This is a genomic window from Paenibacillus helianthi, from assembly GCF_001909055.1.
GTDB lineage: Bacteria > Bacillota > Bacilli > Paenibacillales > Paenibacillaceae > Paenibacillus_AQ > Paenibacillus_AQ helianthi.
In genome coordinates, this window is the sequence record NZ_LVWI01000037.1 from 265,490 (window position 1) to 289,022 (window position 23,533).

20 protein-coding genes are annotated in these 23,533 nt (G+C 52.2%); 16 read left to right on the top strand and 4 right to left on the bottom strand.

The window, feature by feature from the left end; translation table 11 throughout:
• Positions 1-68: 68 nt before the first annotated feature.
• From A3844_RS13055 to A3844_RS13070, 4 genes are all read left to right on the top strand, one after another.
• Positions 69-683 (top strand): 50S ribosomal protein L25, encoded by a 615-nt coding sequence (locus tag A3844_RS13055; RefSeq protein ID WP_074101371.1) that lies wholly within the window; start codon positions 69-71, stop codon positions 681-683.
• A 230-nt stretch (positions 684-913) separates the two neighbouring features.
• Positions 914-1,600 carry a hypothetical protein gene (locus tag A3844_RS13060; protein ID WP_074107590.1) on the top strand — a complete coding sequence of 229 codons (687 nt, stop codon included), beginning with the start codon at positions 914-916 and terminating at the stop codon, positions 1,598-1,600.
• A complete protein-coding gene (locus A3844_RS13065; protein WP_074107591.1) occupies positions 1,593-2,261 on the top strand; it encodes a hypothetical protein in 669 nt (222 codons plus the stop codon). The genes A3844_RS13060 and A3844_RS13065 overlap by 8 nt, the downstream gene beginning before the upstream one ends.
• 104 nt (positions 2,262-2,365) lie before the next feature.
• Positions 2,366-3,838, top strand: a complete 1,473-nt coding sequence (locus A3844_RS13070) for an MDR family MFS transporter (RefSeq protein WP_083606839.1) — start codon at positions 2,366-2,368, stop codon at positions 3,836-3,838.
• A gap of 47 nt (positions 3,839-3,885) precedes the next feature.
• On the opposite strand, the gene A3844_RS13075 is transcribed toward A3844_RS13070, so the two are convergent.
• Entirely contained in the window at positions 3,886-4,512 is a 627-nt protein-coding gene (locus tag A3844_RS13075; protein ID WP_074107592.1) for a GyrI-like domain-containing protein, read from the bottom strand.
• Positions 4,513-4,687: 175 nt separating this feature from the next.
• Between A3844_RS13075 and A3844_RS13080 the strand changes: the two genes are divergently transcribed.
• The 8 genes from A3844_RS13080 to A3844_RS13115 all read left to right on the top strand — a co-directional run bounded on the left by A3844_RS13080 (position 4,688) and on the right by A3844_RS13115 (position 15,636).
• Positions 4,688-5,563, top strand: a complete 876-nt coding sequence (locus A3844_RS13080; RefSeq protein ID WP_083606827.1) for an SMP-30/gluconolactonase/LRE family protein — start codon at positions 4,688-4,690, stop codon at positions 5,561-5,563.
• A gap of 120 nt (positions 5,564-5,683) precedes the next feature.
• Complete coding sequence (locus tag A3844_RS13085) at positions 5,684-6,592, top strand: fumarylacetoacetate hydrolase family protein (protein ID WP_074107593.1); 909 nt, start codon at positions 5,684-5,686, stop codon at positions 6,590-6,592.
• A gap of 282 nt (positions 6,593-6,874) precedes the next feature.
• Positions 6,875-7,834: an ABC transporter permease gene (locus A3844_RS13090; protein ID WP_074087732.1), complete on the top strand. Its 960-nt coding sequence runs from the start codon at positions 6,875-6,877 to the stop codon at positions 7,832-7,834.
• Between the two features lie 15 nt (positions 7,835-7,849).
• Complete coding sequence (locus tag A3844_RS13095) at positions 7,850-8,743, top strand: carbohydrate ABC transporter permease (protein ID WP_074087733.1); 894 nt, start codon at positions 7,850-7,852, stop codon at positions 8,741-8,743.
• A gap of 107 nt (positions 8,744-8,850) precedes the next feature.
• Entirely contained in the window at positions 8,851-10,683 is a 1,833-nt protein-coding gene (locus A3844_RS13100; RefSeq protein WP_074107594.1) for a type 2 periplasmic-binding domain-containing protein, read from the top strand.
• A 135-nt stretch (positions 10,684-10,818) separates the two neighbouring features.
• Positions 10,819-12,564, top strand: a complete 1,746-nt coding sequence (locus tag A3844_RS13105; protein WP_074087825.1) for a sensor histidine kinase — start codon at positions 10,819-10,821, stop codon at positions 12,562-12,564.
• On the top strand, positions 12,557-13,954 hold the full coding sequence (locus A3844_RS13110; protein ID WP_074107595.1) for a response regulator transcription factor: 1,398 nt from the start codon (positions 12,557-12,559) through the stop codon (positions 13,952-13,954). The genes A3844_RS13105 and A3844_RS13110 overlap by 8 nt, the downstream gene beginning before the upstream one ends.
• A gap of 5 nt (positions 13,955-13,959) precedes the next feature.
• A complete protein-coding gene (locus A3844_RS13115; protein ID WP_074107596.1) occupies positions 13,960-15,636 on the top strand; it encodes an extracellular solute-binding protein in 1,677 nt (558 codons plus the stop codon).
• A 156-nt stretch (positions 15,637-15,792) separates the two neighbouring features.
• Here A3844_RS13115 and A3844_RS13120 read toward each other — a convergent pair whose 3' ends face one another.
• Positions 15,793-16,218: a MarR family winged helix-turn-helix transcriptional regulator gene (locus A3844_RS13120; RefSeq protein WP_074087826.1), complete on the bottom strand. Its 426-nt coding sequence runs from the start codon at positions 16,216-16,218 to the stop codon at positions 15,793-15,795.
• Between the two features lie 264 nt (positions 16,219-16,482).
• On the opposite strand from A3844_RS13120, the gene A3844_RS13125 reads away from it, so the two are divergent.
• The 3 genes from A3844_RS13125 (at position 16,483) to A3844_RS13135 (ending at position 19,810) form a co-directional block, all read left to right on the top strand.
• A complete protein-coding gene (locus tag A3844_RS13125; RefSeq protein ID WP_425270602.1) occupies positions 16,483-17,946 on the top strand; it encodes an MFS transporter in 1,464 nt (487 codons plus the stop codon).
• Positions 17,947-18,382: 436 nt separating this feature from the next.
• Complete coding sequence (locus tag A3844_RS13130) at positions 18,383-18,829, top strand: carboxymuconolactone decarboxylase family protein (RefSeq protein WP_074087741.1); 447 nt, start codon at positions 18,383-18,385, stop codon at positions 18,827-18,829.
• 87 nt (positions 18,830-18,916) lie between these two features.
• On the top strand, positions 18,917-19,810 hold the full coding sequence (locus A3844_RS13135; protein ID WP_074107628.1) for a sigma-70 family RNA polymerase sigma factor: 894 nt from the start codon (positions 18,917-18,919) through the stop codon (positions 19,808-19,810).
• 162 nt (positions 19,811-19,972) lie between these two features.
• Here the strand turns inward: A3844_RS13135 and A3844_RS13140 are convergent, their stop codons facing one another.
• Positions 19,973-21,328, bottom strand: a complete 1,356-nt coding sequence (locus tag A3844_RS13140; protein ID WP_244169765.1) for a PFL family protein — start codon at positions 21,326-21,328, stop codon at positions 19,973-19,975.
• 49 nt (positions 21,329-21,377) lie between these two features.
• Positions 21,378-21,647: an ACT domain-containing protein gene (locus A3844_RS13145; RefSeq protein WP_074087745.1), complete on the bottom strand. Its 270-nt coding sequence runs from the start codon at positions 21,645-21,647 to the stop codon at positions 21,378-21,380.
• A gap of 235 nt (positions 21,648-21,882) precedes the next feature.
• Here A3844_RS13145 and A3844_RS13150 point away from each other — a divergent pair, with 235 nt between their 5' ends.
• Positions 21,883-23,523, top strand: coding sequence for a diguanylate cyclase (locus A3844_RS13150; protein WP_083606829.1), 1,641 nt, complete (start codon positions 21,883-21,885; stop codon positions 23,521-23,523).
• Positions 23,524-23,533 lie beyond the last annotated feature (10 nt).

Consider the following 23,533-nt stretch of genomic DNA (forward strand, 5'->3'; position numbering starts at 1 on the left):
GCTTCCGAGGCAGTTTTTCCGAAGCTGAATCGCGGGTGTTGCGCTAAAAAAATTTTAGGAGGAATATCATGAATACCACAGTACGTTTGACTGAAAGATCCGGCTCGACCTCTTCACAGCGGAGCAAAGGCTTTGTACCGGTTGTCGTCTACGGTGCAGGTTCAGATAGCCAGTCCTTTACAGCAGATGCGAAGACATTGAACGAAATACTCGGCAAAAACCCCCGGGCCATCCTTAAGGTAGAACTCCCGGATTCCGGCTCCAAAAACGTGGTGATCCAGGAAGTGCAGCGCCAGCCGTTGTCCCGCAAGCTGCTGCATGTGGATCTTCACCAGATTGATATGAAGGCTGAACTGGTCACCAAGGTTGCTTTTCACTTCAGCGGAGATCCTGTAGGCGTGAAGAACGGCGGTATTCAGCAGGTAGAGCTGTATGAACTGGATATCCGCACCTTGCCGGACAAGCTGACCGCAACATTTGAAGTGGATATCACCGGCCTCGACATTGGGGACCAATTGCTGGTCTCGGACCTGCCGAAGCATGAGGGCTGGGAAGTGCTCACTCCCGAAGATACGCTGATTATCCGTATTGCACCTCCGGTAGCACTGGAAGAACCTGCTGATACAGATTCGGATACCCCGGCAGCTGCAGTAGCTTCCGAGGAAGCGAAGACAGTGGAATAACTCTAATCACAATTACATGGGCGTATAAATATACGTAACTAACAGGAGCAGACATATCCTTACCAAGGAGCTGTCTGCTCCTTTTTGTTGGCAAGGGGCCATAGAATAGTCTGGAAGAATGAGCGGAAATCCTCCTGAGGGCGGAGGTCCGCTGTATTGTTGTGGAATACAATCGGAAGTACAGGATGGGGATATGAGGCATTCGGTCAATCATTAGAGGGGGTCAGGTTATGGATCAGGCAACGGCGGCAGATTTAGTGATTGCCGGGATAGGCGGGGCAGCTGGAGGAACATACCATCATGTTAATCTGGAGGGAGTGAGCCGGATCGGCGGTCCGGTGCGCGCCCGAACTTTCAAGGGGAACGGCCTCATGAGGCTGGGGGGAAGCCTTACCGTAGATGAAATGGAGACGAATGGTGATCTCAAAGTAGGCGGAGGCCTGCAGATGGGAACGATGAAGCATGACGGGCTCCTGGAAATGGATGGCGGCCTGCGAGGAGAAAACTGTACATTGAGCGGGGTCATCGGTATCAAAGGAGACTGTGAGCTGCGGAATTTCACGGTTGAGGGTTCACTTACCATCAGCGGCTTCCTTAGCGCAGAGCATGTGGAGCTTGCGCTGCAAGGGCAGACCCGAGTGAAGAAGATAGGGGTAAAGAGCCTGGTAGTCCGCAAGGCGGGCTCGGGGGTCTGGAGTAAGCTTGCGGGTGGCGTTATACCAAAGCTCAGGGCAGAGCTTCAGACGAGTGTAATAGATGGTGATTTTATTGATTTGGAGTATACGACAGCGGATGTGGTAAGAGGGGCTATAGTTATTATCGGAGAAGGCTGCAGCATCGGCCGGGTGGAATACCGTGAAGGATTAACTGTACACCCTGGAGCCACAGTAGGGATGGAGGTGAAGACCGGTGAATGAAACAGAAGAGCGGACGAATCTGAAAGTACTGGGGAATTCAACCTCAGCGGGTGGATACTTCCTGGACGTGAAGGTGACCGGGGAATGCACATTTAATGGTGATGTGGATTGCCGGAAAATGACGCTGATGGGCGAAACCGAGGTCAATGGCAGACTGGTTATGGAGAGTATGAAGCTTACTGGTGAATGTGCCGTAAAGGGTGGTATTGAGGGTGAATCCATGCGTGGACAAGGGGATATCAAGGCTGCAAGTATTCACGTGGAGGGCATTAAATTCACTGGAAATCTTAGCGTCTCAGGCGATTGCGATGCAGAGGACATGCACATCAGCGGTGCACTCCAGGTACAAGGAGTGCTAAGCGCAGAGACATTGGAAATATCGCTGTTCGGTCCTAGCAGGGCAGCCGAAGTCGGAGGCGGAAGCATCAAGATCAAACGCAGTCTTGGCGGGAAGCTGATTCGTCCGGGACATCCGGGAAGTCTGCGGTTTACCGCGGGCCTGATCGAAGGAGATCAGGTGGAACTGCAGGGGACGACAGCAGGAACAGTCAGAGGCGGAAATGTTATCATTGGTACCGGCTGTGAAATTGACATAGTGGAATACCGGGATTCTCTGGACATTCATAGGAATGCTACAGTAAGGAACCAAGTGAAGCTGTAAAGTAATCCATTAGAATCAAGGGATAAGGAGTGGAACCTGTGAGCTCAGCTTCAAAAACACCCAATCTGGGCATTGTCATTGCCGGTTTGCTGTTAGGCATACTTATGGCTTCTATGGACAGCACGATTGTCGCCACGGCGATGGGCAACATTGTCGGCGAGCTGGGCGGGATGGACAAATTTGTCTGGGTCACCTCGGCGTACCTGGTTGCCGAAATGGCGGGAATGCCCATCTTCGGCAAGCTGTCGGATATGTACGGCCGCAAAAAGTTTTTTATCTTTGGAATTATTGTATTTATGGCCGGCTCGGCCTTATGTGGTACTGCGGAGACAATTACCCAACTGGCCGCTTACCGGGCCATTCAGGGAATAGGTGGCGGCGCGCTGGTGCCGATTGCCTTTGCCATTATGTTCGATGCGGTCCCGCTGGAGGCACGCGGTAAGCTTGGCGGCGCTTTTGGAGCGGTGTTCGGTCTTTCCAGTATCTTCGGTCCCCTGCTTGGGGCTTATATTACGGATCATATTGCCTGGCAGTGGGTCTTCTACATCAACTTGCCGCTGGGATTGGTTGCTTTGGTTATGGTCGTGGGCTTCTACCGGGAATCGGTGGAGCATTCGAAGCAGCCCATTGACTGGCTGGGTGCAGGAACACTGCTTGGTGCAGTGATCAGCTTAATGTTCGCGCTGGAGCTGGGCGGCAAAGAATACGCCTGGAGCTCCGGGCTGATTCTGGGCTTATTCGCAGCGTTTGCCGTCCTGACGGTGCTGTTTCTGTTCACAGAGACGAAGGCAAAGGAGCCTATTATTTCTTTTGCCCTGTTTCGGCAAAGACTGTATGCCACCAGTATTCTGTGCGCCTTATTCAGCGGTGCGGCCTTTATCGCCGCCTCGGTCTATATCCCCATCTTCATCCAAGGCGTGCTTGGCGGATCGGCTACGAATTCAGGGCTGGTGCTGCTGCCGATGATGGTTGCCTCGGTCATCACAGCCTCAACTGGCGGTTTCCTGATGGCCAAAACCAGCTACCGCAGCCTGATGGTGCCGACACTGGCCCTGCTTGTACTGGGTACTGGACTTGTAGCAACGCTTGCACCCGATGCCTCGCGCCTCCTCCTGACGCTGTACATGATCCTCATTGGACTCGGAGTCGGGGCATCCTTCTCGGTGCTCGGAACAGCAGCGATCCATGGCCTGACACCGCAGCAGCGCGGTTCGGCCAGCGCGACCATGAACTTTATCCGTTCGCTCGGCATGACCATTGGAATTACGACCTTCGGGATCATTCAGAGCCATTATCTAAGCTCGAAGCTGCTAACTGATATAGGGTGGTGGAGCGGAGGAGATCCTTCAGGCGGCCCACTCAATTTTAAGGACCCGCATGCGCTGCTGTCCCCGGAGACCCGGGCTCAGATTCAACCGGAAATTCTGGACAAAATTACTAAGGGTCTGTCTTTCTCCATTACTACCACTTTCGCCTGGGCTGTCATACCAGCCCTGCTGGCGCTGCTGGCGGCATGCTTCATGGGCCGCCAGAGAATGGATGCTTCAGCGGAAGGGAAGGTACCTTCCGGACACTGAGACTGCCTGCGAAGCTAACCTTCGGAGAACGCTCTTATACCAGGCTGCTACTCCTCCCGTGATACCAGAAAACGCAGGACAGTCTTCAGCTTCTCCGGCTGCGTTCTGCGGGCATCCGAGAGATATATTTCCCGGTGGGTCTTGGAGATCCGCCGAAGTCCTTGCTGCGCGCAATATTGCTCCATCTTGCTGAAGCTCGCCGGCTCATCATCGTAGGGTCCCGAATGCAGCATTTGTACACAAAGACCGTCTTCGCAGCTCCCGAAGGTGGCTCTATCCAGTAAGGGCTGCGGCTTCGTCCGCTTAACCTTCTCTATAATTTCGACGGCAAGGGCCGGTGTGACAAAGTCCGGCTGCCGGATCATTATGGTGTAGACCAGCTCGTCCTTGTCGAGTCCTGCCTTCAAGCGTCCTTGTTCACTGAGATCCCATACACCTTCCAGGGGGAAGATGCTATATTCATGGTAACCTTCGGGTGCCGGACCTTTCTTGGGCAGCATCTTGATGGCATAAGATAGGGAATACAGCACTCCAACTGCCTCAGCGAACGCTTCACTGTTAGGATTGCCTTCACCTGACAGCATGAAGTATGGATAGGCGGGCACCGTTATCAGCGTAGGTTCTGATGGGGGCAAATAGAACGCTTTTTCTTGTTTTTTCCACTCGTATTTCATGGATATCCCTCCGTAGTATATAGCGGCTGGCCGCTATGATTTATGATTGCCTTCAGAATACCATGCCTAACTGGACAGGTGTCTGTCATATTCATTGAAAGTGGATAATTAAACTCAGTGAAGGTAGAATGGAAAAGGAAGTGTCATATTCTGGAGTGAATGAGGAGGATATCCATTGATCATACAGGCTGAACTGGTGCTGGACGCCCAAGCGGAGCTTGGCGAGGGTGCCCATTGGGACCCTGAGGCAGGAGAGTTGTTATGGGTAAATATTGAAGGGCAGCAGCTGCGGATTGTTGATTCCCGGACGCTGAATGAGAAGATCTATACCTTCACGCAAATGATCAGTGCGGCGGTTCCATCCGTTGGTGGCGGCTGGGTAGTCGCCTTGCAGGACGGGATCTACAAATTTCAAGAAGACGGGTCTCTGAAATTACTGGCTTCGGTGGAGACAGAGCTATCCGGGAACCGGTTAAACGATGCCAAATGCGACAGCAAGGGCAGGTTGTGGTTCGGCTCCATGAGTATGGAGGACAAACGGGATGCGGGAAGCTTATATGTGATGGAGCCGGAAGGCGAAGTGCGTAAGGTGCTGTCTGGTATCGGAATTTCCAATGGCATGGCCTGGGACGATAGCCGCGGTCTGATGTATTACATTGATACCTTGACCCGGAGAGTCGATGTAATGGATTATGATCTGCAGAATGGCACTGTAACCGGACGCAGAACTGTGGTGGAGTTCCCGGAAGGCGCAGGCGGACCGGATGGAATGACCATTGACAGCGAGGGAATGATCTGGGTTGCCCATTGGAACGGCAGCTGTGTCTCACGTTGGAATCCGCACACCGGGGAGCAGATCGGGAAGATCGAAGTGCCCGCACCGTTCGTGACCTCGTGTGTTTTCGGAGGTGAACATCTGGACGAGCTCTATATTACCACTGCCCGGGTTGGCATGAGTGCTGAGGAACTGCAACGCTGGCCCTTAGCCGGCGGATTGTTCAAGGCGGACACGGGCGTGAAGGGATTAAAGGGCAACCGTTTTGCAGGCTGAGATGCACAGCGGGAAGCCGTCCGTCCGGCTCTCCTGCTGATGAAGCATGAAGCCGGGGATACATACGTGTAAGATGAACTGAGCTTGGAACGATATTCTGAATTTGGGGGAGGGACGGATATGCAGCTATTGAATTTTTGGGAATCAGGAACGCTGCGTCTCGGTGTAAAACAGGCAGAAGGCATCCTGGATGTGGCGGCGGCATTGCATTCGGTGCCAGAGAGGGCTGCAGAAGCTGTTCCGGCAACGCTAAGAGAACTGCTGGACGGAGGAGAGGCAGCGCTCGGCCGTTTGCGCGAATTCGTGGGTAATCTGCCTGTCCAGGGCGAAGGCGCCTTTTATAAAGAGGAAGACTCGCTTGAATTCGCGCCTTTTGTGGCAGATCCCGGCAAAATCATTTGTATCGGGTTGAACTACCGCAGACATGCCGAAGAGACCGGAATGCCGCTGCCGGAATATCCGATTCTTTTCAGCAAATTTACGAATAGCCTGGCCGGACACGGTATGGAAGTTCCGCTTCCGGGCACCACGCAGAAGGTCGATTATGAAGCTGAGCTGGGCATTGTGATCGGTCGGACAGCCAAGAACGTAAGCGAGGAAGAGGCGCTTGATGCGGTTTTTGGTTATTTTGCTGCAAATGATCTGTCCGCACGTGATCTGCAGACGCGCACCAGCCAGTGGCTTGCAGGCAAATCGTGCGACCGGTTTGCTCCAGCTGGGCCTTATGTGGTAACGAAAGACGAGGTGGAGAACCCCGGTTTACTGCGCATTAGAAGCTCGGTGAACGGGGAGGTCCGGCAGGACTCCAATACCTCGGATATGATCTTCAATTGCCAGCAGATCATCAGCTATATCTCCGGGTGTATGACGCTTACGCCAGGGGATATCATTCTTACAGGAACCCCGGAAGGTGTTGTGATGGGATATCCGCCGGAGCAGCAGATTTACCTGCAGCCGGGTGACGAGGTTACGGTGGAGATCGAGAAGCTAGGGAGTCTAACGAACCGCATGATTGCTGACAAGGCTTAAGTGGGGAGAGGCGATGCAGAGAGACAAGCGCTGCACCCTCGCGTTCGCATGGATATAGGAGGTAAATAAGAAGGAACTGTTCATTTGCAGAGCTTGCAGATGGCCGGTTCCTTTTTTTTGACAGCAATAAATGTAACGGGAAATTGGTCCACTGACCTGTGAAAATGGTCCGGAACTGTATTACCGCTCTCGCAGAAGGCCTACCGGCGCTCTCTCCCGGCGAAGATTCGTTATGAACTAAGATGAAAGCGTAAACAAAAATCCGGGTAGAGGAGATTTGATATGGGGGTACCTTCAGGCGAGCTGCTCCGCGGTGTGGGTCCGGTCCGGCCATCCCGCAGGAAGCTGCAGAATAAATACAAACTGTTTCTTATGGCGCTTCCTTTTCTTGTAGTGACCTTTGTTTTCTATTATCTGCCGGTTAGCGGGTGGATCTACGCCTTTTATGATTTCATCCCCGGTATTCCGCTGTCGGACACACCGTATGTAGGGCTGAAGTGGTTCAGGACCATAGTTGCCAATCCTACCCAGACAGCAGAGGTGCTGCGCGTACTGAAGAATACGGTAGCCATGAGTTCACTCGGGCTGGTGACTTCCGTCTTTCCGGTTATTTTCGCTATTCTCCTTACGGAGATACGGGCAGGCTGGTACCGCAAGTTCGTGCAGACGCTGACGACGATACCGAATTTTATCAGCTGGATTCTGGTCTATGCCCTGGCCTTCTCACTGTTCTCGGTCGACAACGGAGTGGTGAACCACATTCTGATACAGCTGGGCTTCGTGAATGAGGAATTCAATTTTCTGGCCTCCAGCTCGCATATTTGGGTGACGATGATTGCCTGGTATTGGTGGAAGTCCCTGGGCTGGGGAGCTATTCTCTATCTGGCGGCCATTGCCGGCATCGACCAGGAGCTGTATGAAGCGGCAGAAGTAGACGGGGCCAGCCGGTTCCGCAAAATCTGGCATATCACCGTTCCCGGCCTCATTCCGACGTTCTTCGTACTGCTGCTGCTCTCCATCGGGAACTTTGTCAACAACGGCATGGAGCAGTATTTTGCCTTCCAGAACGCCATGAACAAGGATGCGATAGAGGTGCTGGATTTGTACGTGTACAATATCGCGTTTGCCAACAATTTTCCGTTTGCCACAGCAGTCAGCATGTTGAAGTCGGTCGTCAGTGTCATTCTGCTGTTTGCGGCTAACACGCTGTCTAAGGTTGTGCGCGATGAATCGATTATTTAAGGACGGTGATTCCAGTTGCGTAAAAAGCTAAAACCCGGCGATGTCCTGTTCCAGGGAATCATCTATGTGCTCTTTGGATTGTTCACCCTGAGCTGCATCTATCCCTTCTATTACCTGTTCATTAACACCATCAGCTCCAATGATCTCAGCGCGGCGGGTTACATCAAGTTCTATCCGCAGCAGATCCATTTCGACAACTATTCTAAGGTGCTGCGGATCAGCGGGCTCAGCCACGCGGCGCTGGTCTCGGTCTACCGGACTGTAGTGGGTACCTTGCTCACGGTGGGCGCCTCCGCCTTTCTCGGTTATCTGTTCACGAAGAAGGAGATGTGGGGCCGGCAGGTCTGGTACCGCAGCGTCGTCGTCACCATGTATTTCAGCGCAGGGCTGATTCCCTGGTATATTACGATGCACAACCTGCATTTAACCAACAACTATCTGGCCTATATTTTGCCGACGATCATTACTCCGTTCAACATCATTCTTGTCAAAACCTTCGTCGAGGCGATTCCTCCCTCGCTGGAGGAGTCGGCAGCCATGGACGGCGCAGGGTATCTGCGGTCCTTCTGGAGTATTATCGTTCCGCTGACCACCCCGATTCTGGCCACCATTACGATTTTCTCGGCGGTCAACCAGTGGAACTCCTTCATTGATACGGCATTCCTGATGACGGACACCAAATATTTCACGCTGCAGTTCCTGCTCTGGAGATACCTGAATGAGTCCAGCTCGCTGGCCGCACTCATCCGAAGTTCCCCGGATATGGCGGCCAGTGTGCAGAACATGCAGACGCCAACCTCTGTGCGGATGACGGTGACGATGATCGTTGTGCTGCCCATTCTGATTGTATATCCGTTTTTCCAGCGTTTTTTTGTCAAAGGCATCATGATCGGCGCCGTCAAGGGCTGACCGGTCCGTAAAAGCAGGTATGGCTGGAGTTCGGCTCTGCCGGCAGGCGGAGCTTTAACTTAGGAGCACTCTTCACCTTTTACCAATTCATTAGGGGGTATGACGCAATGAGATTAAATAAGCTGCCGCTTCTTCTGCTGAGCATGGTTCTGGTGCTGGTTCTGGCATCCTGCGGCGGAGGGAACGGGAATTCGGGCAAGACGAACACAGCGAAGGCTACTGATAAGCCTACGGCTGAAGCAACCAATGCTGCAGCGGAAACGACAGCGCCTAGTGACGGGGCACCCGACCATTCCAAGCCGCTGAAGCTGACGGTATTCTCGACCACAGCTAACTATGCAGGCCCGCAGACCGGCTGGTTCGCCAAATTGATCAAAGACAAGTTCAATATTGAGCTGGAAATCGTAGCCTCCAATCTGACTGGCGGTGACACCAAAATCTCAGCAATGATGGCTTCCGGTGATCTCGGCGATATTATCATCTTCGGGGATGACAAGAACCACTATCCGAATGCCATCAAGGGCAACCTGCTGCTGGATTGGACCAAAGACGGGCTGCTCGACAAGTACGCCCCGGATATTGCGAAGCAATTTCCCAAAGCCATTGAGAAAGCAAAGGTCGCTTTTGGCGGAGGCAGCGCGGTCTACGGGATGGGAAACAGTGTGGCGACGAACCCGTCTGGACCTTCCGAGGGCAAGGATATGACTTGGGGACCGGACCTGCGCTGGGATCTCTATCAGCAAATCGGAGCTCCGGAAATCAGCAAGATCGAGGATTATCTGCCGGTGCTGAAGAAGATGCAGGAGCTGGAACCCAAGAATGAGCTGGGTAAAAAAACCTATGCGTTCTCACTCTGGTCCGACTGGGACGGCAATTATAAAATGACACTGGCGAAACAGTTCGCCAATATGATGGGCTATGATGAAATTCCTGACACTGCCCTATATGTCAAAGCGGATGAAGAGAAGTATTATGATTTTCTCTCCGACGACAGCTGGTATATGAAATCGCTCAAGCTGTATTTTGAGGCCAATCAGATGGGACTGCTTGATCCCGATTCGCTGACACAGAAATTTGATGACGTGGTTGCCAAGTACAAGGATGGCCGTCTGCTCTTCTCCTGGTTCCCGTGGCTGGGTGCTGCCAACTACAATACACCGGAAAGAACGGCGGAAGGCAAGGGCTTCGCTCTTGTACCGTTCAAGGATGAGCTGATGTATTCCACAGGCTTCAATGTATACGGCGGTAACGGGATCATCTCCATCGGTGCGAAGGCCAAGGACCCGGCGCGGATTATGGAATTTATCAACTGGATGTATACACCGGAAGGCGCAATGATCTCAGCAGGCAGCGGAACGGCGGTACCGAATGGACCGAAGGGACTGACCTGGGATATCGACAGCAGCGGCAAACCGGTCGTTACTGACTTTGGCTGGAAGGCATACGCTGATCAGCAGAACACCAAGGTTCCGGATGAATATGGCGGCGGGGACTACTACTACGGCTCGAATCAGATGAACTTCTCATTCGTGGTTCCGGCCATGGTGAATCCGCAGACCAGCGAGCCATATGACCACAATTTGTGGAAAACATCCCTGGAACGCAACCCGTCGAAGCTGGACAGTGACTGGAGAGCAAAGATGGGCGTGCTGACGGCGAAGGAATATTTTGAGAAAAATAATCTGCTTGCCGTTGCCCCTCAGGGCTTCACCGGGAAAGAACCGTTGACGATGGATAAAACTTTGGAACAGAATAAGCAAATCGGTACGGTGATTCAGCAAATTTCCTGGAAAATGGTCTTTGCCAAGAACCAGGCTGAATTCGACAAACTGAACAAAGAAATGCACGACAAGGTGAACGGCCTAGGGTATGCCGATGTGATGGACTTCTCTGTCAAGAAAGCACAGGAGCTGTTTGAGGCCCGTAAAAGTGTAAAATAAGCCATTCTGACAACTAGGAGCAAGGCAGGGCGGTGATGAAGCTGCTCTGCCTTATTCTGTTCGAGTTAGCGTAAATCTGGTATTCTATCAGTATTGGATAAAACGCTTTCATTGGAGGAGAAAAAGGACGTGCGGATGCTCAAAAAGAACGGGGGAAGGCATGCTCCGGCAAGCCATTCCCTGCGGACGACCTTAGTGATCTACCTGTTGGTCGGAACTCTGCTGCCGCTGCTTATTGTCGGAATGGTCTCGTATACTTCAATCTATTCCATTCTTTCCGGCAAAATCGGCAGCGGCATCAGCGCAAGTCTGCGGCAGGAAGCGCTCAGCCTGGAGAATGCCATCGATAATCTGGATTTCGCCTCCAAGCAGTTTGCGCTGGACGGTCAAATCGTAGCAGAGATGTCGTCCTTTCTGGAGGAGAAGCAGATCTACCGCAAATCCCAGATCATGAATTCCATCAATGAGAAGATTAATCTCGTGAACTTCACCAATCCCTACATCGGTCTGACGGCCTATATTATGCCGGGCAGCGAGGACCCGGTGCTGTTCACCAATATGAGCACACGGCGGAATTTTGATATCAGCAGGCTCCCATCCTTTATGCGTTACAACGGGGCTGATTATTACGGGCCCCATGGGACGATGTATGCGGTTGGCGACAATGTTGTGTTTTCGGAGCGGAGAATCGTCCGGGTGAACGGCCAGCATGATCTGTATGTTTATCTGGAGACGAACTACAGTCTGCTGCGCAAAATTTTTAATCCGCAGGCTTACGGGATGCAGGTGAAACATCTGCTCGTCAACCAGGATGGCACGGCTACGAATATCATTGACGGCCAAGTGCCTGCACGGGTTGTGGATGCTGCCGGCACAAGCACAGGGGCTGCCCATGAGGAGCTTGACGGCTATCATCTGTTCCGTTACGAGAGTCCGCAAGGGTGGAAGCTTGTAGCTGTCGTTAAGAAATCAGTATTTAACAGCGAAATTTATACCTGGTTCTACAAAATGATTCTGCTCGCCCTGTTAACGCTGCTGTTTGCCGGAATGCTGGCTTGGCTGATCTGGAGAAGGATCTATGGCCCATTACGTAAGGTGAACCTCGAAATTATCCGTATGGCAGAGAATGTAACGGCTCCGGTAGCCTTCACTAATGTAGAGGAGTTCGACTTCGTGCTGACGAACTTTCAGCAGATGAAGGATCAGGTCAACGAGCTGATCCTGGCTGTAGCCCGCAATGAGAAGCAGAAAAGCCAATTTGAAATCGAGAAGCTGCTGAGCCAGATCAACCCTCATTTTCTCCATAACACACTGAATACAGTGCAATGGCTTGCACGGCTGAACGGCCAGAAGGAGATCGACAAGCTGGTTACGCTGCTGGTGAAGGTGCTCCATTATAATCTTGGCAAACAGAGTATTATCGTTACGATTGGCGAGGAGATTGAAGCGATCCGCAATTATATGGAGTTGCAGCGAATCCGTTATGATTATGAGTTTGAATTCAATGTGCTGGCAGAAGAAGCGGTGCTGAGTGCAGCGGTTCCGCGCTTTCTGCTCCAGCCTCTGGTTGAAAATTCGATCTATCATGGACTCAGCGACAACGGCAGGGTAGATGTCATTATTACGGCCCATGGTCCGGGGGAAGTACAGCTGTGTGTCAGGGATAACGGAACAGGTATGGATGAGGTCCAGATCGGGGAGCTGCTGGCTGACGGTGAAGTTGGCAAGCGCGGGCTTGGGATTGGCTTCTCCTACGTCATGCGTATGTTGAGGACGTATTACGGAGAGCGGATGACCCTACAGATTCACAGTGCAGTAGGGGAAGGAACCATCATCTCCATTATCATTCCCATTAAAGGCAAGGAGGACTTCGATGATTAAAGCTGTTGTAGTCGATGACGAGCGCCTGGTGCGCAAAGGCTTTATCTCGCTGATTGACTGGTCGTCCTTCGGGGTGGTGATCGTCGGCGAAGCCGGTGACGGCAACGCCGCACTGTCACTACTCCTGGAGCAGGAGACAGACCTTTTATTTGTCGATCTGACCATGCCCGGTATGTCCGGCTTTGAGCTGATCCGGCAAGTGCGCCAGCGCTTTCCGGCTATTCGCTGTGTGGTGCTGACCTGCCATCATGAATTTGATTATGTGCAGGAGGCACTGCGCCTCGGAGCCGTTGATTACATTGTCAAAACCCTGCTGGAGGTGGAGAATGCCGATGAGACCATCCGCCGGCTGGTTGAGCGTGTGAAATGGGAAGACAGCACGAGGGAGCTGCTGGCACGTGGAGAGGGCCGGGTGGTGGCTGCTGACCTGGCGCTGATCTATCTTCCACGGCTGCAGGGTGGCAGTGAAGAAGAACTGTTTCAGCTTGCAGTAACGAAGAATAATCCGCTAATCACTATTCAGGACATGTGGATGACCCCGCTGCTCAGCCGTTTTACTGTGGATGAAGCCTGTCTGGAATTCACAAGGATACTAGGCGGACGATGGCGGGCGGCGCTGGTTAGCGGGCTGAGAGACCGGCAGCTTCAGGAAGTTGAAGATGTGCTGGGCAAGATGCTGCGGCAAGCGCTTTTTTACTATAGCGGGGCGGAGGATCCTGCCCGGCTGAACTTTGGTGAGCTGAAGCGAATGGCCGGTGAACGGCATCCCGCAGGAGAAGAGATTTTGGCTGAAGGGCTGAATCTGAGATGGACGCTGGACCACGAAGCTTGGGAAGTGTTCACCTCCAGCGTGCAGCAGCTTCAGCCGGGGCATGAACCCATTACAGCATTCAGTCAGTCGCTGCTCCAGGACTGGAGCCGACTGATCCTGAAGGCAGAAGAATCAGAACAACTGGAAATATCTGTTACCGGGAACTTGAACTGGTATCAATGGAAAAACTGGCTCCGGCAGTTCTCCGGGTGTGTCCAGCGGCGGATGCTTGAGCTCGGACTGAGCAAAGAGGTCATGTTCTGTCTGATTCGTGCAGTCCGCTTCATGAGAACCCATGCAGGAGATAAAATCAACCAAGGGGATGTTGCCGCTGAGATCAATATGAGCAGAGGCTACTTCAGCCAGTGTTTTGCCCGTTTTGCCGGGGAGACCTTTGGCGAGAGCCTGCGGAGCATGCGTCTGGAATTGGCCAAAACTCTTCTGTTGGAGACCCATTATCCGGTTTGTGAAATCGCAGGCAAATCTGGATTTGAGGATGACCGCTACTTCAGCAGGCTGTTCCGTGAACATGTCGGTAAGCTGCCAAGCGAATATCGTGCGGAGGGGATGGAGAGGTGAGGAGAATGGTGAAATATGTTCTTGCCGCCGCGGCTCTGCTCTCCCTGACGGCTTGCCGGGGAGGCAGTATGCCGGTTACCGGCTCAGCAAGTGCTGCAAATCCGGCAAATCATCCAGATGCGGCTGCTTACGGGAGATACGAGAATCCGGTAATGATGCGGATAGGTTTCAAAGTGCCCGATTCCCGGCTTAATACGGGAGACAGCAACGACAATAACCCGATTTCACGTTATTTGGAGAGTCTGACGAATATTAAGGTCATTCATTCCTGGGAAGCGAAGGGTGAAGAAACTTTTACGCAAAAAGTACAACTGGCGATCGACAGCAACGATCTCCCGGACGCGATCGTGGTCGACAGGGACCAGCTCAAAACGCTGATGGACAGCGATATGATTGCGGATCTGACCGAAACCTACAAGGAGTATGCTTCCGAGCTGATCAAGGATATGTATGATTCCACCCAAGGTGAAGCGCTTCGGGATGCCTCCCGGAACGGCAGGCTGTACGGTCTGCCCAACGTGGCGATTAACGCGGATTCGCCGTCCCTGCTGTGGGTCCGTCAGGATTGGCTGGACAAGGTGGAGCTGCCGGCTCCGCGTACCTTTGCGGATATTGAAGCCATTGCCAAGGCATTTATCGAGAAAGACCCGGACGGAAACGGCAAGCGGGACACCGTAGGGTTAAGCGCCTATAACAATATCGTGTACGGCACAAAACCCCATGTCAACGGATTAGATACCCTATTCAGCGTATTTCATGCCTTTCCCACCAATTGGATCAAGGACAGCCAGGGTCATATTGTTTATGGTTCGATTACCCCGGAGACCAAGGAGGCACTGGGCAAGCTGGCTGACTGGTACAAGCGGGGGCTCATTGATCCTGACTTTGCCTTGTATAAGGAAACGCAGGAACCGATCATTTCCGGTAAATCGGGGATGTTCTTCGGCCCGTGGTGGATGCCTTACTATCCGCTGTCAGAGGCAGTCGCTGCGGATACCAAGTCGGAGTGGCGGGCCTATGCCGCCCCGCTTGATGCATCCGGCAAATTCGTGACCCATATGGCTCCGGTCACCGACCGCTATCTGGTTGTCCGCAAGGGTTATGAGCATCCTGAAGCCGTAGTGAAGCTGCTGAATGCCTTCACCCGGCTGGAGCGTAGAAGAGATCCGAATGAGGAGGCGGTTCGGAGCCTGGATGATTTCTCGGCGCAGACCGGCATTCAGCCTCGGGCGTATTACCCGTTCGATCTGCTGATTGATTATGCAGACGCTATCGAGAAGCATTATGCGGATGTGCAGCAGGCGGTTCACGGCAAGATCGATCCGGATTCACTGGACCCTGACACCAGAGTGCTCTATGAGCACTGGCTTGCAGAGGAGGAGCAGCCCAAAAAAAATCTGGAGGGCTGGAAAGCGGCAAATGCCTACAAATACGGAGTCGCAGTATTGTCTACGACAGCGATCGAGAGAGTACGCAGTGTCTTTTACGGAAGTACACTGCATATGCGGAGCAAGTGGCCTGAACTGCAGAAGCTGGAGAGCGAAACCTTCCTGAATATCATCGTGGGTGATTCGCCTCTCAGTGATTTTGACCTCTTTGTAGCCAAGTGGAAACGAATGGGCGGAGAGGACATAACCCAAGAGGTTACCAAGCTTGCGGGCACCACTTACACGAGCCAGTAGCAACATTCGGCACCAGTCCGTTAAATGACGTTGGAAGAACTGAACACTGAAGTATGATATCCCATATAGCAGAGACACAGGCCGGAGTCCCCTTGAGGAGGATTCCGGCCTGTAGCTATATTCATGATGCGGCGCTTACGTTGCTTGCACTTTCGTTCACAGGTTCTCTGAATTTTTATAGACCTTTTGCAGTAAAATAACAAGCTGGTCTACCTCATCCGCAGTGAAGTCGAGGGTAAGCTTGCGGTTCAGCTCTGCCAGAACCGATTGCAGAACCGGGGCGAACTCCAATGCCTTGGCTGTCGGATAGAGCAGGGACGAACGCCGGTCTTTGGGATCGGTTCTGCGCTCAATGTATCCGGCTTCCTCAAGCATCTTCACTGAGCGGGCGGTAGTGGCTTTATCGAATTTCATTTCACTTGTCATTTGATCCTGTGTGATGCCCGGATGGCTCAGAATCAGCTTCAAGAAGCTGTGCTGCCCGCCGCTGCCGATGCCATAAGGCAACAGTTCTTTGACCAGCCACTTTTGGTGCTGGCGATGAAGCTGGGAGATCAGCTTGCCGATGGGTTCTCTTTTCATATTCAACCTGCACCCCTCTTTGGTCAAAATCCTGCTGTCAGCAGACTCAACTCAAAAATATAAGGATTTATAAGTTTCACGCTATAAATCATCCTTCTATTTCTCGCTGAAACGGATTCCGTCCCTTAAAAGGACGGCGAAGCCGTTTCCACTTGATAGTACATTAATATAGTTGCGCATGCAACTAAATTGGAGTACACTGGGAAAGATCTATTCGTTGCGGACGCAACTATATGCGAAAAATGTTCGAAGAGGGTGTTAAATTTGAGTACAATCAGTGCAACCTATCAGGAGGATGCGGCGGTTCAGAAGAAACGCTGGATCATTTTAATCGTTCTGAACTTGTTCACCTTTATGTCCACACTTGACGGAAGCATTGTAAATATTGCCTTGCCAGTGCTCGTAAAGGAGCTGCAGCTGCCGATGGCACAGGTCGAGTGGGTTACAACCGGCTATTTGATGGCGATTTGCGCAGCCATATTGTTCTTTGGAAAGCTGGGGGATATCGCCGGCAAGATCCGGATTTTCAAGACCGGAACCGTTATCTTCATCATCGGATCACTGCTCTGCGGCCTGAGTGCAAGTCTGCCGTTTCTGATTGCATCCCGGGTCATTCAAGCGATTGGCGCTTCAATGACCATGGCCAACAGCCAGGGAATTGTCACAGACATTTTCCCGGCCACGGAGCGGGGCAAAGCGCTTGGGTTGATCGGGACCTTCGTTTCGCTCGGCAGTATAGCAGGTCCCAGCCTGGGCGGCATTATCGTCTCCGCATTGGGCTGGGAATATATTTTCTGGGTGAACGTTCCGATTGGCCTAATCGCTATTGTGCTCGGGTGGAAGGTTCTTCCGAAGGACCTGGTCCGGGTGAAATCCAGAATTGATCTTCCCGGAAGCCTGCTGTTCGCTATATTCATAGTGACCCTGTTCGCCGGTCTGCTGCTTGGACAGCAGCTAGGATATGGGGACAGCCGGATTCTATCGGCGTTGATTGCCGCAGCCGCTGCCTTTCTTGCATTTATTATTGTGGAGCTGCGCCGGACCCAGCCGCTCCTGCAGCTGTCGCTGTTCAAGAACCCCTTATTTTCACTCAGCATTCTGTGTGCGTTTCTGGTATTCGTGGCGAACTTCTGCTTTAACATTATTGCTCCGTTCTATGCACAGAACATGCTGAACCTGTCGCCATTCTATGCCGGCTTCCTGCTCATGCTGTTCCCGATTTCCATGGTCGTTGTAGCACCGCTGAGCGGGGCCTTGTCCGATAAAATCGGCTCAGAGTTCCTGACCTTTGCCGGACTGATTGTGATGGTCATCGCTCAATTCGGCCTGGCCCGCCTGCATGACGGAAGCGCGGTAGCCCTGGTGGGCGTGTGGATCGCCATGCTCGGAGTCGGCAGCGGACTGTTCCAGTCGCCCAACAACTCGCTGATCATGTCCAAAGTGCCGCGAACCCAGCTGGGCTCAGCAGGCAGCGTTAACTCGCTGGTCCGTAATGTGGGTATGGTGGTCGGGATCACCATCGCCACGACCCTACTCTTTAATGTAATGAGCAGCAAAGCGGGCTACCGGGTAACCGGCCTGATTCCGGACCGTCCGGATATTTTCCTCTCTGGCATGCATGTCGTATTCATGACTTCGTCGGCTATCTGTCTAGTTTCGGCACTGCTGACTGGCTGGCGGATGATCACGATCAAAAAAGCCAAAAGGGCAAAGAATGCCGCGGTCTGATATTCTGGCAGCCTGATACTGCAGTACAGGGATGCTCATTTCGTAAGCCATATTTAAGCAAAAGCCTTCCAGCCTGAGTCAGGCCGGGAGGCTTTTCCTAGTACGCCAGCTCAGGCTCACCTATTGAGGGAGAAGTGGCGGAAGAGAAGTTTGGAACTGGAGGAGCGATAGCGACCGCCTTTGTCTGCGGATTTCACCCGTTATAAACGGTATACAATCAAGAAATCTGCAGACAACAGCGGCCGGAAGTCCAAACATTCTCTGGAGTCACGGCCAATCCCAAAACAGAAAAATTGCTAGTTTAATTTATATAGTGGATTTTTGAAAGCACCGCTAGGGCACTACATGGTTGATTTTTATGTGTTTGGAGCGGTTTGTCACAAATCACCACGCCACATTGTCTTCATTATGTACACACATTATGGAGGCGATTAGAATGAGTTTAAGATTTAATTACAGAGCGGCAAATGAACAGGCCTTTCGGGCAATGATGGCCATGGAGCAGCATGCGGGCGGGCGGATCCAGGATAAGGTATTATATGAATTAGTGAAAATCAGGGTCTCCCAGATCAACGGCTGCGCCTTCTGTCTGGATATGCACGCCAAGGACTTAATGAAGCTGGGCGATTATGCAGACCATATTTTGCTGCTTAGTGTATGGCATGAAGTTCCGCTGTTTACAGAAAAGGAAAAGGTGCTGCTTGAGTTTGCTGAGGCTGTTACCCTTATCAGTCAAGGGGGGGTTCCCGTGGCACTGTACGACAAGGTTATGGAACATTTCAGCCAGGAGGAATATGTGGACTGGATTCTGGCGATCAATACGATCAACAACTGGAACCGGATCGCGATTTCTACCGGAATGTATCCCGGTTGTTTTAATTAAAATAGGAGCGGCGAGTCATTAAGCACAGGAGGGACAGCAGTGAAAGACCGGGGAAGCAAGGCGGGTATTCGAACGGGTCCGGAGACCATGGGGGGGAGCCGCATGGAGGAGCTGTACCGCAGTTATTATCGTTACGCCTTCTCGATTGCTTATAGAATGCTCGGAACTGTTGCGGATGCGGAGGATGCCGTACAGGACTGCTTTGCAGAGCTGCAGCGCCGGGAACCCGGCGGTATTCAAAATATGAAGGCTTATGTGGCCAAGGGGATCACTAACCGCTGCCTGAATATGATTGGATCGGCGCGCAGCCGCAGGGAGACATATGTCGGCGAGTGGCTGCCGGAGCCGGTAAGTGAGGCGGATGACGGGCCTGAAGCGTCGGCGGAACGGAAGGATACGCTGTCTTATGCTTTTCTGGTGCTGCTGGAGCGTCTAACCCCAACCGAAAGAGCTGTGTTTGTGCTGAGGGAGGCTTTTCAGTACGAATATGATGCCATAGCAGAAATGGTCGGCAAATCCGAGAGCAACTGCCGGCAAATCTTTAGCCGGGCGAAGCGGACGCTTCAAGCCAGACCGTCTTCGGCACTGCAACCGGCTGCCGGCAATGGTGCTTCAAGAGAACAGCTGCTGCGCAGGTTCACAGAGGCATTTACTGCATATGATGTTGGCGGAATGCTTGAGCTGCTCGCCGAGCAGCCTGTACTTATCGGCGATGGAGGCGGACAGGAAGTGCATACCATTCTTAGGCCTATGGCAGGACGTAAGGGCGTGCTGGCTCTTCTGACCTCACGGCGGGTACTGAAACAGATGCGCGAATGGGAAATTGCAATGGACTGGATCAACGGTGAGCAGAATCTTGTGTTCAAGCAGCAGGGAGTGGTTAGAGCAGTACTCTGCCTGGCACTGGACAAGAGTGGAGAACAGATTCAGGAATTATATCTGATGATGGCTGCCAGCAAGCTGGGTCATGTGACGCCTTGAATCGCATATTAACAGGGCTACGCACAAGCCGTTTATGTTTTTAACTCAATGTTCATAGAGACCTTGCTAATAGCATGAGCATTGGAGGCTTCTCCATAATCGTCAGGTCAAAAAAAAGCGCCGTCTCCCCGTTGCCCGGGCAGGCGGCGCTTCTTCATGGATCTAATTCTTGAAGCTGTGTATCGGAGCGGGGATACGGCCGCCCCGGTTCACGAACCCCGAGCAGTCGAATTGGTTCACGGCCATAACTGGCGCATAGCCGAGCAGCCCGCCGAATTCAACCATTTCGCCGACTTCCTTACCGATGACCGGAATCACGCGGACCGCTGTAGTCTTGTTGTTAACCATGCCGATAGCGGCTTCGTCCGCAATGATTCCTGCGATAGTTTCTTTGCTTGTGCTGCCAGGAATAGCAATCATATCGAGCCCGACCGAGCAGACGCAGGTCATCGCTTCCAGCTTCTCCAGCGTCAGCGCCCCGCGCTGCACCGCCTGAATCATGCCGTGGTCTTCACTGACCGGGATAAAGGCGCCACTGAGTCCTCCCACATAGGAGGAAGCCATAACGCCGCCTTTCTTGACATTGTCATTCAGAATGGCGAGCGCGGCTGTTGTGCCGGGTGCTCCCGCTTCCTCCAGCCCCATGACCTGGAAGATCTCGGCGATAGAATCACCGATCAGCGGAGTGGGTGCCAGGGACAGATCGATAATGCCAAAAGGTACGTTCAGCCGTTTGGACGCTTCCTGGGCTACCAGCTGACCCACCCGGGTAACCTTGAAGGCGGTCCGCTTGATGGTCTCGCAAAGAGTCTCGAAGTCATGGCCCTTCACTTCCTCCAGTGCCCGCTTGATTACACCCGGACCGCTGACACCTACGTTGATAACACATTCGCGTTCACCGACCCCGTGGAACGCACCCGCCATGAACGGGTTGTCCTCAACCGCATTGCAAAAGACCACCAGTTTGGCACAACCGATGGAATCGCGGTCCTTGGTACGTTCTGCAGTCTGAAGAATAATATCGCCCATCAGCTTCACTGCGTCCATATTGATCCCGCTGCGCGAGGAGCCGACATTCACGGAGGAGCAGACTCTTTCCGTAACTGCCAGCGCTTCAGGGATACTGTCGATCAGAATCCGGTCACCTTTGGTACAGCCCTTCTGGACCAGTGCGGAGAAGCCGCCGATGAAGTTTACACCGACCTCTTTTGCCGCCTTGTCCAGAATTTCGGCCACCGGCACATAGGTGTCGGTATGAATTGCACCAGCGGCGATGGAGATCGGGGTCACTGAAATCCGCTTGTTGACAATAGGTACCCCGAATTGCCGTTCCAGATCCTCACCGGTCTTAACCAGTTTTTCTGCGGAGCGGGTGATTTTGTCGTAGACATTTTGGTTGAACACGCGCATATCTGTGTGGGCGCAGTCCATGAGACTGATCCCCATTGTAATCGTACGGACATCCAGATTCATTTCCCGGATCATTTTATTCGTTTCCTGCACTTCGCCAATTGAAATCATAGGTTTAACTCCTTAAATTATAGTCACATCTATTATCTTCAGCCGTCTAAATCCGGTGCATAATATTGAAGATATCTTCATGCTGGAGCTTGATTTCCACACCGATCTCTTCGCCCACATGCTGCAGGTCTTCCACAATCTCTTCAAAAGATTTGCTGGGCGCGGAAATATCCACGATCATCATCATATTGAAATAATCCTGTACAATCGTCTGTGAAATGTCCAGAATGTTCAAATTGTGGCCTGCGAGATAGGTGCATACCTTAGCGATAATACCAACTTTGTCTTTACCCAGTACTGTGATAATCCCCTTCAATGAAAAAGCCTCCTATTATTTAGTTAATATTTTTCTAGTCCTTTGTCCATCCGCCGCTTTAACGGAATGAACCGTTTCAATTATTATGGCAAAGGAAAGGGGAATCGACAACCGAAGTTTTTTTGTCCATCTGATTACAGATTTGATCTTAAGCTCCATTTTACATAGAATACAGTTGACAGAGTTAAGAAGCTATGGTTACTGGCTTGTACTATATTAGCAGCTCGAAGGAGTTATGATGACAACGAGAAAATACAAAGAGCTGGTAGAGCAGCGTACCAGACAAACCCTCCAAACATGGTCTGCACAGGAATTCGTAAGTGAAAAGGATATTTACCGCTTCCTCCATAACTTGAAAGGGACCGCCGGAACAGTAGGTCTTATCAAAGTCGAGAAGCTGGTAGACAGCACACTGCTCTATTTCTCGGAGGATATCCACCGCTGCTGGCCGGAAGAGGAATGGGGAGATTATCTATACCCCCTGCTGGAGCTTTTTGGCGACGATATGGATGCACACGATGGGCTGCTTGGCTCTCGTTCGCAGGAGTCCGGGCATATTCACGGCATGCCGATCCAGCAAGAAATTCTGATCATTGATGACGATGTAGAACTGGTTGCTTTTTTGCGGGAATCCCTGGAGAAGCAGTCCTATTATGTAAGTATTGCCTTATCCGCGGAACGCGGATTGAAGATATTTTATGAGGGCAAACCGGATCTGATTCTGCTCGATGTTCTGCTCCCGGACCAAAGCGGGATTGATGTGCTGAAGCAAATCATCGGCAAGGCGAAGAAAGAGCGGATTCCCATTATTATCGTCAGTGGTGAGCACGCCAAGGATATTCAGATGTATGCCTACTCACTGGGCGTGATGGATTATATGCCGAAGCCGCTGGATATCGATTTATTCCTGGTGCTGATTAAGAACCGATTTGACCTGAAGCGGGAATGGCAGGAATCGATTATCGTAGATGAGCTGACTGGGGCATTCAACCGCAGATATTTCAACCAGACCATGAAGCAGCTGGTGTCAGACTTCCGCCGGACCGGCCGGATATTTTCATTGGCCCTTATGGATCTTGATTTTTTCAAGCTGGTGAATGACACCTACGGTCACCTGATCGGGGATGAAGTACTACAGACCTTTTCGGAGGTCGTGCGCCATTCGATTCGGGTAGAAGATACCTTTTGCCGCTTCGGAGGGGAAGAATTTGCTTTGTTCATGCCAAACACGGATGCAGGTTCTGCATTACTGGTCGTGGACCGGATCCAGCAGCAGCTTGCCGCAAGAACCTTTACCGCGAAAAAAGAGGAGTTTCAAGTGACCTTCTCTGGCGGTATTACGGAGGTCCGTGAGGTAGTAAATGAACCGGACAGGCTGATCGGGGAAGCGGACCAGGCACTTTACGTCAGCAAGAATACGGGACGGAATCGGACCACCCTGTATACGGACAAGCTGGACACAGGCAAAGCCGAATCTCTGCTGAATGTGATTGTTGTGGACGACGATGCGCTGATCCGGCGGATTGTGACTCATCATTTTGCATCCTGGGACCCGGCTGGTATCGACTCTGTGAAGGTCAGCAGCTATGCCAGCGGTCCGCTGTTTCTGGAATCGGACTGGTATGCGCAAGGCGGCAAATATATTATTTTGCTGGATGGAATCATGCCGGAGCTGGATGGTCTGGAGGTTCTGGAGCGGATTCGCAGCAACTACCCTGAAGTGAATATTCTGGTAATCATGCTGACAGGAAGGAATAACCAGCGCGATATTATTCATGCTTTGCAGATGGGAGCCGATGATTATGTAGTGAAGCCATTTCATCTGCCGGAGCTGCTGACCCGTATAGAGCGGTTGGCCCACAGATTTCTGTTCTAGAACAGAAGCC